We start from the raw sequence: 14,562 nt of genomic DNA on the forward strand, positions 1-14,562 counted from the left end.
ACGATTATATTATTATGTATAAAGGCTGAAAGGGAGTAAGAGATCTTTTTTGATAGAAAGGGACTCTTACCCCTGTCTTTTTATAACCAGTGTAATATAAGTAATTAGCATAAGAAAACTATTCTGCCATTATATTATTAAAGATGATGATTGAGAGATGTTATATCTGATGGATTAGAATCATAGATTGAATTTTTTATGATACGATTTCGGCCAATAAGCAACTTAATCTTAAATTTAGAACATAAAATACGTAAGATAGACCTTGTTTGGATGGAAATAAAGCAGTTACTTTGCTCCGTTTTAGAATAAAGATTAAAAATTACTAACTAAACGTGATTAATTTATGAAGAAAAATTTATTGTATCTCTTCGCACTGATTTGTTCAGTGAGCTTGTTCACTGCTTGTAGTGACGATGATGATAACAGTTGGCAAGAACTTCCTAAAGGTGAAATTAAGGCAGAAAATGTAGATTTCCAGTTGAATGGAGCAAGTACCACGGGAACTGTAAACTTTGAAGCTACAAGTCTTCAGTCTGCAACAGTAGGTTTTAAAAATGTGATTGATGGTTATAGTGATGTAACTGTTGATGTTGCAATGGAAAAACAAGCTGACGGCTCTTTCAAATTCAATGGGACGAAAGATATTATGACTAAACCTGTAACAAGAGAAACGGCTAAACCGACTCCATTGTTAAAGGTTACAGTTGATGGTACAATTACACCTGAAGGTAAGGTTACCTTGAATGTTAGTGCAACAGGTGCCGGTCTTTATATCGGAACCTACAAAGGTGAAACTTTAGTTTTGACTTATGGAGAAACTGCACTGACAGGTAAAGAAGTAGTGTTTGATGCCACAGATGGTGATAATGTAAGTATCCTTTTGAAGGACGTTATCCCAGGAGAAACAGAAACTACATTGACTGGCGTTCAAGTAGCAAATGGAGGATTCAGTGGAAGCACCAAAACAAATAGTTCTACTATAGAATATACTGGTTATCGCAAAGATAAAGTGTTGACTTTGAACTTGAAAGTGACAATGAATGATCCTAAAGGATGGGCTAAGACATATACTTTGGGAGAATACACTCTTGGTACCTTAGATGTAGATGGTACACCTATGCCTAACTCTGTATTAACAAGTTCTTTATATTCTAACTGGGAGGTTGAGGATGCATATTATTCTACTTTCTTCCCTGCGGTGCTCAGAACTATTGGTGGACTAATTTTGCCTCAAGTTTTGCAGTCTGTAACTCTTGAAGCTGATGGTAATATTTCTGCAAAATATTCTTCAGGTTCTATAACTTTTGAACCAAGTTGGGCAATGGGATTAATTTTTGGTGGTGGAGCACCAGGAGTTGATGTTTTAAATAAATTAATTCCTACTGATGGATGGCAGCAGTCTCCTAAAAATTTAGCTTATTGGTTTCCTAAAGATGATAAACTGTATTTGAAATTAAATGTTCCTGCCATTATTTCTCAGGCAATGGGTAGTAATGCAGAATCGCTTGCTCCGATAATTTCTGAAATTTTAAATGGTGATGCTGCTACTGTTAAGAAACTAATAGGTACAATGTTGAAGGTTGATATGAGTTCTATTAGTGATGAGACATTTGAAATGTTGCTGAGTTGGGTGAATAATGGTGTACCTTTGAATGTAAAAACCACAGATAAGGGGCATACTTATATTTATCTTGATAAAACAGCTTTTGACCCAATTATGGTTGATAAAGAAATGTCTGCTGACTCTTCTGATTTTGGTGCTGGATCAGATTTATTTAAGTTGTGGAAGATCATGATGGATGCAAAAATAATTCCAGAGGATGCAGCTGCGGCTATAATTCTTTTAATTGGATTACCACAGAACTGGCCATCTACAACAGGTTTTGATCTGGGGTTGGATTTATTAGCTAAATAAATTGTTTGTAGTATATAATGTTAAAACAATAAATAATGAAAAAGATATTTACCTTATTAATGTTACTTTGTACGATAAGTGTGTTTGCAGCAAATGCTGCTGGTACTTATACTGGTAGATTGACGATTTCGGTTGATGGTGGTACCCCAACTGTGAAGGATGGTCAGAATGTAATTGTGACAGAAAGTGATATTGTGACATTAACAATTCCTGATTTTTCTTATTCTGGTTATCCTAAAGCGGATGTTGTTATTACGGCCTCAAAAGATGCTACTGGAAATTTGACTTTGAAAACAATTAAATATGGCTTTTTGAGATTATCTGCGAAATTCGATGATGGTTCAAAGGTTAGTGATAGTAACTGTAATATCTCTTTGGCTATTTCAGCTGTTCTTCAAAAAATAGAGGTTACTTTTGTTGGAACTAAATAAATTGTATAGATAAAAGGAGGATGCTTTCCGGGCGAGGGCACTGAAAAAGTCCTCCTGCCTCCCTTCTATAAAAAAATGGCGGTATAAATCCAAGAAAATCCGGATTTATACCGTTTTTTTGTATCTTCGAGTCACCAAAAGAATACCGCCATGTTAGCACCCCAAGAACGTTTGGCTTTTAGTGATTATTCAAGTCTTTATGATTTGATCATCCCTCAGGATAACCTGCTTCGACGTATCAACTCGCTGATAGACTTTTCCTTTGTTTATAATGAGCTCGTTTCCTGACGACGTTCTGGAACATGAACTGACTTATACGCAAACACTGATTGATACATTAAAAGAACAGGAAACCTTCGTCTGCATTCCCCAAATAAAGGAAAAACTGAACCTCTTAAAAGAGACATTGGATGATATCAGCGACCATTACACTGTTTCTGAAGATGAGGATGCACGTATCGGGCACAAATCGGAAGAAAGTTCTTTCTTTGGGTATAAGACGCATATCGGAATGACCGAGGAGCGTATCATAACAGCGGCTGTCATAACTTCGGGTGAAAAGGGAGACGGTCCCCAGCTGCCCGCGTTGATTGAACAAAGCCGGAAGAATGGTATCGATGTACAAACAGTGATTGGTGATTCAGCTTATTCGGGAAAGGATAATCTGGAGAAAGCTCGTGATGAACACTTTGAGTTGGTAGCTAAATTGAATCCCAGTATCAGCCAAGGTTTCAGAAAGGAGGAAGGCAAGTTTGATTACAATAAGGATGCCGGCATGTTTGTTTGCCCTGCCGGCCATATAGCTATACGTAGGGCAAAACAAGGGAGAAAGAATGGAGCATGGAATCAGGCGTATACTTATTATTTTGATGTACATAAGTGTCAATGCTGCTCAAAACGGGAGGGATGTTATAAGCCGGGAGCTAAATCTAAAACCTATTCTGTACCCATAAAAACCGATGAGCAGCAACAACAGATAGAGTTTCAACAAACCGAACGGTTCAAAGAGAAGGCTGCCGAGCGTTATAAGATTGAAGCTAAAAATGCGGAACTGAAACAGGTATATGGATATGACAGGGCGCAGTCCTACGGACTGTCATGTATGAAAATGCAAGGAGCAATGGCTATTTTTGCAGCAAATCTCAAGAGAATACTCAAACTCAGTTAAAGTAAGTGTAATCCATGCCCGTGGAAGACAAACACGGCTTGTATAAAGCAAATTGTGGAGTTATTACCCTTAATATAAGAAAAAGTTGTATGTGAATGAAATGCATCATTCGACATGCAACTTTTTCCAAGAATTTCTAAAAAAAGGATTGGATGCTAAAAAAGATCACTTTTTCAGTGCCCTCGTTTAACCATCCTCCTTTTTTATTATGTAGTATTAATGCTTAGGACTTTTTTGTTAATTGTTTGGGTTGTTGGAATTCAGTGGAATCTATTGTTATGCTTCTTTTTTAAAAGTGATATTATCTGTATGTTGTTAGTTTGTCTTCAAAGAAGTGTATTAGAATATTATTGTATAAAAAACTCGTATAAAGTCCAAGGTATTAGGATTTATACGAGCTTACTAAAATGAAATATGTCTTTTTTAATTAAAATGCATATCCAAATCCTACATTTAGATATATGGGATACATATTGAATGTAATTGTTTTGAAGTCTTTTTTAAAGATATCATTTAATCCCCAGACTAAATCTGCGTATACATTTAGATGTTTGAATGCTTTCCATTCGGCACCAGCTTGAAACCCCCATTGAAAATTGCTTAGGTCCTTAGAGAAGTCATAAGGAGCAATTTTATCTCCTTCGAATTCTGCTTTTTCTCCAGTGGGGGTGTCTTTGCGTAGATATCCATCATGCACATGTCCATTGAAGTCACCACTGGTCATAAATGAAACATAAGGACCGGCATTAATTCTAACACGTTGGCTAAGTTTATAAGCGGCTGTTACTGGAATTGAGAAATAAGAACCTCTATATTTAGTTTTTACTTTTCCTGTCCAGTAGCCTGCTAAAAGTTCGCCGCCATCCCCTATAATTTCCATACTGTAATTCTTTACACGTGCTTTGGCTTCCATACCTTTAGTTTCAAGACGTAATCCTAAAGTCATTCCCCATTTAGAGTCTTTACCAAACCATTTGGTTGTATTGCCTTCTATAGCTAAGCATATAGTAGGGCTATACCCTGTGAGTGCACGTATTTCTGCAGGTAATGGGAGTGGTGAAGCACCTCCAACGTTGAAACCTGCTTTTATTTCATATTCAAGCCCATGTAGTGCAGACCAAATAATACCATGATTCCGTTCTTCTTGGGCTTTTAAAGTGTTGATTGTGCCGATAAAAGCGAGCAGGCCTATAAGTATATACTTTTTCATTTTTTCATTTTTACTTGTTAGTGAAATTTAATAGAACCTCATCAATGTAAAGTGTACTTCCTGGAGCACCTTCGAAATGATCTCCGCGTATACTTGAAGAAAATACGATAGCTAAATTATATTTTCCAGCTTTGAGTTTCTCCATATCTACTGATTTACCAGTACGATATTCAAATGGTAAGTCAAACTTAATCCATTCATCAGTTTCTTTTGCATCTTTAATCCGAGCTACTGATACGATATAAGTATTATCTTCTGCCAATACGTTAGTTCCGTCAAGTGTAGACAATTTTTCATCTGTTTCATAAAATACGGCATAAATATCACAGATATCTTTTTTGTTATCTACAGGTTTACCATCTATTTGGAATGACTTTCCTGCCTTATATTTATAATATCCGGTAATTGAAGTTGGAATATTTGAAAAAGGAGTTCCGAATTTGGTTGAACGGAGAATATCGGTAGGCTTTACTTCAAAACTACCTAAGAATAGATTACCCGCTGCAATTGGCATTCCAAGCAACGAGCCCCAATAACCTGTTTCGCAAGTTGTTAGTTTTAAGCATTTCCCTTCGACGCCATTGTTTGCTTGACTTGTTGGATATTCTTCTGCTTTTGCTTTTACACCGGTAAAAGCAAAGCCGGCATTGCCACTTGCCCAAGTCATGGTTTCTTTCCCTTGTGCATCTGTTTCGTAGAAAATATGGTATTTTCCCTCTGAGTCGAACTTAATATTCTCAAAGTGATACATTGTGTTAGTAATACCTGAGAAAGTTACTCCTACTTCATATTTTTTCTTCCATTTTCCATCTTCAGAAGTTACTTCATAATATTGAGGTGTGGTAAAATCAAGTATAGTTCCACTATTAGGGACAATAGAAGCTCCCGGAGTCAAAGTAAACTTAGGTGCTAATGCAGTTATATCTGTTCCTGTTTTTACAATTAATGTAACTTTCTTGTTTTCGATGATGGGATCACGATTGAGAACATCACCCGGTACAGTGCATGCAATGATGTCTGCTTCTGCATTAGGTGCTTCGTCTTGTATGCAAGAAACCATTATAAAGCCCAGAAAGAAACAGGCTATCAGATTCTTTAATTTCATTCGATTCTGTTTTTGATTAATAATCCTTTTTAGTTTAGTTGATTTTTTGTAAACTTGGCTGCAAAGTTAAGTTTCTTTTTTGAAAAGATACATTTGAACCCCTACAATACAACATTTTATAACGGTCATAATGTTCAGAATGGTGCGTTTTTAGTCTAAAGTCCATGAATCTTTCCATTTTATAACAGGTTTTTCGCCTTCAAAATAAATTGGAAGCCAAATATAACGTCCGTCTATTGCATTTTGGGGTGTCCAACGGTCGCCCATGTATATAAATTGGTCTTTCTTACCCCGCACCGGAAGAATATAAGTACTTTGCGAATGGAAAGTCAGGTCCGCATCCTGACCTACGCAGGGATTCCCTAATTCTTTCCATTCTCCCCAAATGGAAGAAGCTATTGCAGACCGTGCCGCATTAGGATTCCACCCGGTGCATCCGGACATGATAAGGTAATAGTTACCATCCTTCTTAAACATGGCGGGAGCCTCCATAAATCGGTTAATAAAAATTCGGGTGTACTTTCCTGTATAGCCGGTATAAGATGAATCAAGTTCGGCAATATGTAAGGTGCTGTTTTCTTCGGAAGAATAGATGTGATAGGCTTTGCCGTCATCATCGACAAATAGATTCATATCACGTGCCATCTGTCCCCGTTCCATATCGCGTCCCAATATATTGAGGCTGTCGGGATGTGCAGGAAGACTACCACCTGTGCATTGACGTTCTTCTTCGATAGAAGGTCTGCGGGCGGTTTTATGGACCGGCAGTACGTTGACAGGCCATGAACCTGCATTGGGGCGGACGGCTTTTAAGAAGGTGTAAGGACCTGTCACCCGGTCACTTACGGCGATTCCGCTTAAAGCTCCCGAATATCCGGCTCCTTTGGGCTCGAGATGGAACCACATGACATATTTTTTAGTGTGAGGATTGTATATGACTTTGGGACGCTCAAGGATACATCCTTTAGAAATGATATGTTCGGAGTCATTTTCGATCACTGACAGTGCTATTCCACAATCATTCCAATGATATAGGTTATCGGAAGAGTAGCAATGCACTCCTACATTGGCAACGTTGCCGGTTTCACCTTCTGTTTTGTGTTCGCCAAACCAATAGTAGGTTCCGTTATCGTACAAAATACCTCCACCATGTGCGTTGATATGGACCTGATGATTGTCCGGCCATATTTTTCCGGGAGTGAAGGATTGCCCTTTGGCTGTTTGCGAGAAAAGAAAACATAACAGAAAGAGGGCTTTTAGTGTAAATCCTTTATTCATTGCTCTTTTTTATTAAGTATTTGTAATTGAGAGACAAAGATACATGATAATTCTTAAATAACCAGTAAACCGATTGTAAAACTCTTAACTTGTCCGGGTGGGATATTCTTTAGTTAAATGAATGGTTTATAAGAGTATATTTCCTACTTTTGTGCAAAATATAAACCTTGAATAGATGACTGAGTCAGAAAGAAAACAGATAATTGCTTTAGTGCAGCGGGAGGTGATTCCGGCTATTGGATGTACAGAGCCGATTGCAGTTGCGCTGTGTGTGGCAAAGGCTACAGAAACCTTAGGAGCTAAACCGGAAAAAATAAAAGTATTGTTGAGTGCTAACATCCTGAAGAATGCGATGGGAGTGGGAATTCCCGGTACGGGGATGATTGGGCTGCCTATTGCAGTGGCTCTGGGGGCGTTGATCGGAAAGTCGGATTATCAACTTGAAGTGTTGAAAGACAGCTCTCCGGAAGCCGTGGAAGAAGGGAAGAAGTTGATTGATGAAAAGCGTATCTGTATTTCGCTGAAGGAAAACATTACGGAGAAACTTTACATAGAGGTGATGTGTGAAGCCGGTGGAGAGCAGGCTACAGCTATTATTTCCGGAGGACATACTACATTTGTTTATGTAGCCAAAGGAGATGAAATACTATTAAATAAACAGCAAGTTTCCGGTGAAGAAGAGGAAGAAGAGGAACTGGAACTCACTCTGCGGAAAGTGTATGACTTTGCACTGACTGCTCCGTTGGATGAAATCCGTTTTATTCTTGAAACGGCAAGACTTAACAAGAAAGCTGCCGAACAGTCTTTTCAGGGAGATTATGGTCACGCATTGGGCAAGATGCTTCGCGGAACCTATGAACATAAGATTATGGGCGACAGTGTGTTTTCACATATTCTTTCGTATACATCGGCTGCTTGTGATGCACGCATGGCAGGAGCGATGATTCCTGTTATGAGTAACTCGGGTAGTGGTAATCAAGGTATTTCCGCTACATTGCCTGTAGTGGTTTATGCCGAAGAAAACGGAAAACCGGAAGAGGAACTGATCCGTGCGTTGATGATGAGTCATTTGACTGTGATATATATTAAGCAAAGTCTGGGACGTCTTTCTGCACTTTGCGGTTGTGTGGTAGCTGCTACCGGTTCCAGTTGTGGAATCACTTGGTTGATGGGAGGCAGTTATGAGCAAGTGGCTTTTGCTGTTCAAAACATGATAGCCAACCTGACCGGAATGATATGTGACGGTGCGAAACCGAGCTGTGCCTTGAAGGTGACGACAGGAGTGTCAACAGCTGTGTTGTCCGCTGTAATGGCTATGGAGAATCGCTGCGTAACTTCGGTAGAAGGAATTATTGATGAAGATGTTGATCAAAGTATCCGCAATTTGACGCGGATTGGATCTCAGGGGATGAATGAAACAGATAAGGTGGTGCTTGATATTATGACTCATAAAGGGTGCTAATGTTAAACAATGTGTTAAAAATCAGAAGATAAGCAGTAAAAGGCTAATTCTTTCATTTTCTTGATATAAAGAACTTTGACGGAATGACGAACTATTAATGCTGAATATATGAAAAATTACTTTGTATGGTTGCTTCTATTGCTTCCGCTTCTGGCAACCGGTTGTTATGGAGAAGAAGAGAAAGAGGACGGCCCGGGGGATTATATCTGGGATTTCATAAACTATAATATTTATTTTTCGGTGAAGGATGCTGCCGGGGCTAACCTGTTGGACCCGCAGGTTTCATCAAATTTATTGGCTAATGAATTTACGGTGGAATACGAAGGTAAGACCTTTCCGCTGGAAAACTCTGTGGATACGCGGTTTAATATGCCCCGGTCTTTAGGATTAAGAAAAGAGCTACTGGGTAAAGAGAAAAAGCGTGTTCTTTCTTTTGGTGAGTTTTCTCCGGAACATCAATATAAGGGAGAGACTTTTACGATCCATTGGGGAGACGGGACAAAAGACGTGGTGAAATTTGACTTATACATCACCTGGAAGAAACAGGATCCTACGATACACAAGAAACTTTATTTGAATGGTAAGGAGTACAGTGAGGACTCTTTTTTGATAGAGATCGTGAAATAGGTGTGCTATACACATTTTGATATAATAAAACGGTGAACATACCATGCATGTGCAGTATGTTCACCGTTTTTTATTTTATAGATAATCGCTCGATTAATGGCAATGTCCGCAACCGCAGCTGTCTCCACAGCTATCTCCGCAGTCGTCACCGCAACCGTCACCACAACTTCCGCAGCTGCAACCACCTTCACCGGTCATCATTTTAACCATTTCCTGGATTTCTTCGTTTGTAGCCGGACGGCTTTCAACAACTTCACCCGCGAAAGTCAAATCTTCACCTGCCAACGGATGGTTCATATCCATTACCACAGTGTCGGCTTTTACCTCAACTACGCTACCGTTCAGGCGCTGGCCTTCTGAATTCATCAGAGGGATGATATTTCCCGGATAGATATGTTCGTTATCGAATTTTCCGTCAATCTCGAAGATGTTTTTCGGAAGATCAATCACATGTTCTTCATCATATTCACCGTAAGCTTCGGCAAAAGGAATGGTAAATTCAAACTTATCTCCTTTATTGAGGTTTGCTATCTGTGATTCAAAAGCTTCAAGCGTAGTACCCAAACCGGAAATGAACTGAAAGGGATGTTCGGCTGTTGCTTCTTCTACTAAATCTCTTTTGCCATCTTCTGTTGTATACAGTTTGTAAGCTACAGTGATGTACTTGTTTTCTGCTGTTTCCATCTGTTCTTTATAATGTTATTAATAAAATTCGGATTTTCCGTGGGGACAAAGATACGAATTAATCATCAGAGATTTGTGGACTGGTATGGAGTTTATTCTTTCGTAGTAGAAATTAATACCTGTTGGCTGATAGGCGGTGATTTTATGAAAATAAGGAATGCCATGTCTCAATTTTACTTAAATGAAAAAAAGTATTTTATTTCGTTATTATATATAACAAAATAAATAAAATGTATAAACGGATTGAGTTGTCAAAGGGTTTTCTTTGTATTATTTATTAATAAGATATTAGTGTGTCTTTTGTTTTTTTACAACATACATAAACCTATGAAAACCTTACTGGACAATTTATCTTCTGATTTACTGCAAAATCAGGTCTTTCAAACAGGATTTAGATTTTTAACCATTGTGAAAGGAAGCCATTTGCCGAAAATGGATAGCAATGTTTTAATTTTTATCATGAGTGGCACTATGAAAGTTTTTTCTGGTGAGAAAGAATTAGCTATTATTGACGAGCGGCATATCTTCTTTTGGGATAAAGAAAATGATCATGTTTGTGAGATGCTTTCAGATACACAGGTCATTCTGTTTGCATTCGGCGATTTAATTGTACATGATTTGTTGACATTTAGGCCTTATGCTTCCTTTCAGGACAAGTCTGCTCTGAAAGGTACAGGACTCAGATTCGCGGAGCCATTGAACTCTTTTCTACAGCTTCTGGTGCTGTATCTGGAGATGAAATTAGATGATGTCTCCTTGTATATAACGAAACGGCAGGAACTGTTTTATATTCTGAATTCTGTTTATAATGAGCAGGAACTTGCAATTTTATTCAGCTCTTTGACGGAACAGTCATCCAAATTCAAAGAACAGATACTGGAAAACTATCTCAGTGCAAAAAATGTAGGCGAGTTGGCCAGTCTGTTAGGATACGGGGTCACCAATTTCCGGGTTAAATTTAAAGAGCAATTCGGAGTATCGGTTTATCGTTGGCTCCTCAATCGGAAATCACAACGGATTATTTATCGCATTACCGTATATGGTGATGAGTTTAGCCAGATTATCGATGACTTTGGGTTTTCGTCTCCTTCACACTTTAATAAATTTTGTAGGTCACAATATGGACTTACACCTTGCGAACTTCGCAAGAAACTGAAAACAAACAATAATTCTTAAATTGGAGCTTATGTTAAAAATTCGTTGTTGTATGGAAACAGAATGTAAAAGAGTCATTCTTTTCCTTTTCTTATCTCTGCTGTTTTGTAACGGCTTTGCCCAGACAAAAACATCGGTTGGGGCCGATGAACCTCTCAAATCGTATTCTCATTGGTACTTCGGAGCAGAGTATGCTACTCCCTTTTTATTTGGTGATTTTACTTCATTTTCGGCAGATAAAACTTATATCGGGTCTCAGCTTGGGGGATTTGCAGGCTATCAGATCAATTCGTGGATAGGTATAGAGGCATCCGCACGGACCGGATATACCAGAATGGGCGCAAAATCTTATGCGTCCGATTACCTCCTGAGTGCTGACGGAATGACTTATTATACCAAGCAGGACTTTACTACCTGGAAGTATAAGGATGTGTTTTCGAAAGTACACTTCACCAATCTTGGCTTACAGATGAACCTGAATGTAAATAACTTCTTTGGACCCAACCGGGGCAACCGGCGTTGGACGGTATTGCTGAGTCCTGCTGTTTATGCACAACGTTTCTCTACGGAGTTAGTAAATAAGGCGGATAAGAGCCCGTTGTCAGGCAAAAAGACTGATGACTGGAACTTTGGAGTAGGGGGAGATCTCTCTTTGCGTTACAAGATTTCACGCGCTTTTGACGTACAGTTGCGTACGGGAATTATATGGGTCAATAATAATAAGATGGATGGTGTGTCGACCCTTATCAAGTCAAAAGACCATTTTATGACGAGTGCCGGGCTTTCCTTGATATGGAAAGTGGGTAAGAAGAAACAAGATAATGCCCTTTATGCCTCAAAGCATGTGACAGATATTGCGGTAAGATATATAGAGGAGCGCGCGGTGAACTTACCCACACCTGTTTGCTGTACGGAGGATTCGATAGAGAAGAACCGGATGAAACAGGAAATAGCTTCCTTAAATATGCAGTTGCAGCAAGCGCAAACGGATGCGAAAGAGAGAGTGGAATCCAATCCGGTGCTGGGATTCAATGAGTTGCCTCCTGTCTACTTTAAGAGGGGATCGGCTTATCTGAATGTAGCTTTATACAAAAATGAATTATCCCGCATTGTGGAAACCCTGAAAAAGTATCCTGATCTGAAAGTCATTCTTTTGGGTTATGCCGATCATACGGGTAATCCGGATATTAATCAAAAAATCTCTTTACAGCGTGCGGAGGTGTTGGCAGCTTACCTTGAAAAGAAGGGAATTGACAGCAAACGTATCAACGTGAAAGGAGAGTGTATAGATACGCTTACTTCCGATCCTAACAGCTACAGTGTACTTGCCAGGCGAGTTATTGTTGAAATTCAAAAATGAAAACTATGATTAGAAAGAGAATATATCTGTTGTTGTTATTGATTCCATTGCTACATGGCTGTAAGGAATCCGATTTCAACGATTTACTTGACAGACAAGGCGATCAGAAGAAAGAACTGCAGGAACTGACAAAGTTATGTAAAAAATTGAATGAAGATATTTATAATCTTCAGGTGATTGTCAATATTGAAAAGATAGGAGACAATATCACTCGCATTGAGGAGTTGGCGGATGGTACGGGATATACCATCTCCTTTTCCAGAAGTGCTCCGATCACTATTCGTAACGGAAAGAAGGGAAATACGGGTCCTGATGGAGATGCCGGTAAAGACGGTATTGACGGTACGGACGGAAAGGATGGTGTAGATGGTGCGGACGGCAAAGATGGCGTAGACGGTACCGATGGTACGGATGGTAAAGATGGAGAGAACGGCACTGATGGTAAAGATGGTGTGGATGGAACGAATGGTTCCGATGGTAAAGATGGAGTGGATGGAACAGACGGTAAAGATGGAGTCAATGGTACGGACGGAAGTAAGGGAGAACAAGGTGATCCCGGACAGAATCCGGTGGTTGGCATTATGCAGGACCCCACTGACTCGGAATATTACTGGACTGTAAAAGTCGGCTCCGGTGAACCATATTATCTGGCGGACAATGACGGAAACCGGATAAAGGCAGTTTCTGCGGTTCATGATGGACAAACTCCTCAGTTAGGGGTGAAACAGTGGGCGGTGGCCGATGGCGGTGATGATAATTATTACTGGACACAGAAGATAGGGTCCGATCCTGAAACATGGATTGAGACGGGTGGAAAGAAAATAATTGCCAACGCAAAAGATGCCGTGTCTGTGTTTGAGAAAGTGGAATATAAAGATCCGGATTATGTAGAGTTTACTTTAAGTGGGGGAGCAACCCAATTTAAAATACCGGTGGGAAAACCCTCTATTGAGGTGCCGGAGGGACGCAAACTGCTCTTCTTCAGTCGTGGCGAATCCCGGGTGATTGCTTTCAGTTGTAAGGGTATCTCCAAGGAACGGCTATCGGTAGATGTTCCGGAGGGATGGAAGGCAACGGTTGATTTTGATGCAGGTACACTGACCCTTGAAGCTCCTTTGGCAGGAGCAGCGGGCGTAGCATTATCCGGAGATGTAGTACTGAGGAGTACGAATACCACAGAAGAAGCAGCACGGAGCTCTTTCGCCGTGAGTATGCTTTATAAGATAATGCTTCCGGATTTCAAAGGTTCTTATGTCTATAACATCCGTCTTTGGGGCAAAAAGGTGGGAGAGCTTTGCCGGGAATATCAGCGGGATTTAAGGCAGTCTGTAACGATTGTCTATCCTTACCTGACAGGAGGAATTTATGGGTCGGGGCTTATCACGAATACAGGAGGTACGGTACAGCACGATGGTACGGGCTATCATGCTCCTGTTGCCGACCGGCCGGCAGTCATGTATATCTATACTGAAGACGGGTCTGAGTTCTATACCGACAGTTCGTTGAAAGGGCGGGAACCGGATTTCGGAGATGGCCTGCAAGCGGAAAAACTGACTGATGTGGATGGTAACACTTATCGCATCGTGAAAATAGGTAAACAGTATTGGACCATGGAAAATCTACGGGCGCTTAGTTATCCTGACGGAAGTCCTGTCGAAACTAATTTATCGGGGCGTGCTTGGAAAGAAAGTGGATTTGAAGATACGGGTTCAGGTGCTTGTGCTGTGTATGATTATCAGGATGCCTCCGCTACAGGAGCTTTTGCCAATAAAATATCTTATGGTGTTTTATACAATAGGGTGGCAGCAAAGAAAGTAATACCTGCCGGATGGAAGCTTCCAACGGAATCAGATATCATATCTACATTGCGGGCTTTTCTGGGCACTAATGCCGGGACATTATTGAAAGAATCCGGGACGAAACATTGGCAGGTCGGTGGTGGAACAGACCTCACAGGCTTTGCCGGTGTTGGAGGCGGGTATAGGGATACTGAGGGTATTTTATTTAAGGACCTTCAGCAAGCCGGTATCTGGTGGAGTAGCGCCAGCCTGGAAAGTGTCGGTGCTGTATTCAGATTGTCTGCGACTTCTTCTACGCTTGAGTTTAATAGTGGAGATAATAATTCGATGGGTTACAGCATACGGATTTTGAGAGAAGACTAATC

The 14,562-nt window shown here is 40.0% G+C and carries 12 protein-coding genes and 1 pseudogene; 9 read left to right on the top strand and 4 right to left on the bottom strand.

The window, feature by feature from the left end:
* The first annotated feature begins 346 nt into the window (after positions 1 to 346).
* From KO473_RS08265 to KO473_RS08275, 4 genes and pseudogenes are all read left to right on the top strand, one after another.
* A complete protein-coding gene (locus KO473_RS08265; protein WP_005821670.1) occupies positions 347 to 1,918 on the top strand; it encodes a DUF4925 domain-containing protein in 1,572 nt (523 codons plus the stop codon).
* A 35-nt stretch (positions 1,919 to 1,953) separates the two neighbouring features.
* Positions 1,954 to 2,349: a calycin-like domain-containing protein gene (locus tag KO473_RS08270; RefSeq protein WP_005781318.1), complete on the top strand. Its 396-nt coding sequence runs from the start codon at positions 1,954 to 1,956 to the stop codon at positions 2,347 to 2,349.
* A gap of 150 nt (positions 2,350 to 2,499) precedes the next feature.
* A complete protein-coding gene (locus KO473_RS23775; RefSeq protein ID WP_005821669.1) occupies positions 2,500 to 2,637 on the top strand; it encodes a hypothetical protein in 138 nt (45 codons plus the stop codon).
* Positions 2,636 to 3,517, top strand: a pseudogene (locus KO473_RS08275) (transposase); the annotation flags it as partial. The gene KO473_RS23775 and the pseudogene KO473_RS08275, both read left to right, overlap by 2 nt.
* A 427-nt stretch (positions 3,518 to 3,944) precedes the next feature.
* On the opposite strand, the gene KO473_RS08280 reads toward KO473_RS08275, so the two are convergent.
* From KO473_RS08280 to KO473_RS08290, 3 genes are all read right to left on the bottom strand, one after another.
* Positions 3,945 to 4,727, bottom strand: a complete 783-nt coding sequence (locus tag KO473_RS08280; RefSeq protein ID WP_005781314.1) for a porin family protein — start codon at positions 4,725 to 4,727, stop codon at positions 3,945 to 3,947.
* Between the two features lie 10 nt (positions 4,728 to 4,737).
* Complete coding sequence (locus tag KO473_RS08285; protein ID WP_005808332.1) at positions 4,738 to 5,832, bottom strand: PCMD domain-containing protein; 1,095 nt, start codon at positions 5,830 to 5,832, stop codon at positions 4,738 to 4,740.
* Between the two features lie 150 nt (positions 5,833 to 5,982).
* Positions 5,983 to 7,110, bottom strand: coding sequence for a glycoside hydrolase family 43 protein (locus KO473_RS08290; protein WP_005808327.1), 1,128 nt, complete (start codon positions 7,108 to 7,110; stop codon positions 5,983 to 5,985).
* Between the two features lie 175 nt (positions 7,111 to 7,285).
* Here KO473_RS08290 and KO473_RS08295 point away from each other — a divergent pair, with 175 nt between their 5' ends.
* Both KO473_RS08295 and KO473_RS08300 read left to right on the top strand, forming a co-directional pair.
* Entirely contained in the window at positions 7,286 to 8,572 is a 1,287-nt protein-coding gene (locus KO473_RS08295; protein ID WP_005808324.1) for a serine dehydratase subunit alpha family protein, read from the top strand.
* A 108-nt stretch (positions 8,573 to 8,680) separates the two neighbouring features.
* Positions 8,681 to 9,199: a hypothetical protein gene (locus KO473_RS08300; protein ID WP_122130836.1), complete on the top strand. Its 519-nt coding sequence runs from the start codon at positions 8,681 to 8,683 to the stop codon at positions 9,197 to 9,199.
* 93 nt (positions 9,200 to 9,292) lie between these two features.
* Here KO473_RS08300 and KO473_RS08305 read toward each other — a convergent pair whose 3' ends face one another.
* Complete coding sequence (locus KO473_RS08305) at positions 9,293 to 9,883, bottom strand: peptidylprolyl isomerase (RefSeq protein WP_005781304.1); 591 nt, start codon at positions 9,881 to 9,883, stop codon at positions 9,293 to 9,295.
* 327 nt (positions 9,884 to 10,210) lie between these two features.
* On the opposite strand from KO473_RS08305, the gene KO473_RS08310 reads away from it, so the two are divergent.
* The 3 genes from KO473_RS08310 to KO473_RS08320 are packed head-to-tail and all read left to right on the top strand — an operon-like array spanning position 10,211 to position 14,560.
* On the top strand, positions 10,211 to 11,059 hold the full coding sequence (locus KO473_RS08310) for an AraC family transcriptional regulator (RefSeq protein ID WP_005781301.1): 849 nt from the start codon (positions 10,211 to 10,213) through the stop codon (positions 11,057 to 11,059).
* A 31-nt stretch (positions 11,060 to 11,090) separates the two neighbouring features.
* On the top strand, positions 11,091 to 12,398 hold the full coding sequence (locus tag KO473_RS08315; protein WP_181996065.1) for an OmpA family protein: 1,308 nt from the start codon (positions 11,091 to 11,093) through the stop codon (positions 12,396 to 12,398).
* Between the two features lie 5 nt (positions 12,399 to 12,403).
* The gene (locus KO473_RS08320) at positions 12,404 to 14,560 is read left to right on the top strand and encodes an FISUMP domain-containing protein (RefSeq protein WP_005821659.1); all 2,157 of its coding nucleotides are present in this window, start codon (positions 12,404 to 12,406) and stop codon (positions 14,558 to 14,560) included.
* Positions 14,561 to 14,562: the final 2 nt, after the last annotated feature.

This window comes from Bacteroides sp. HF-4919 (assembly GCF_018860125.1).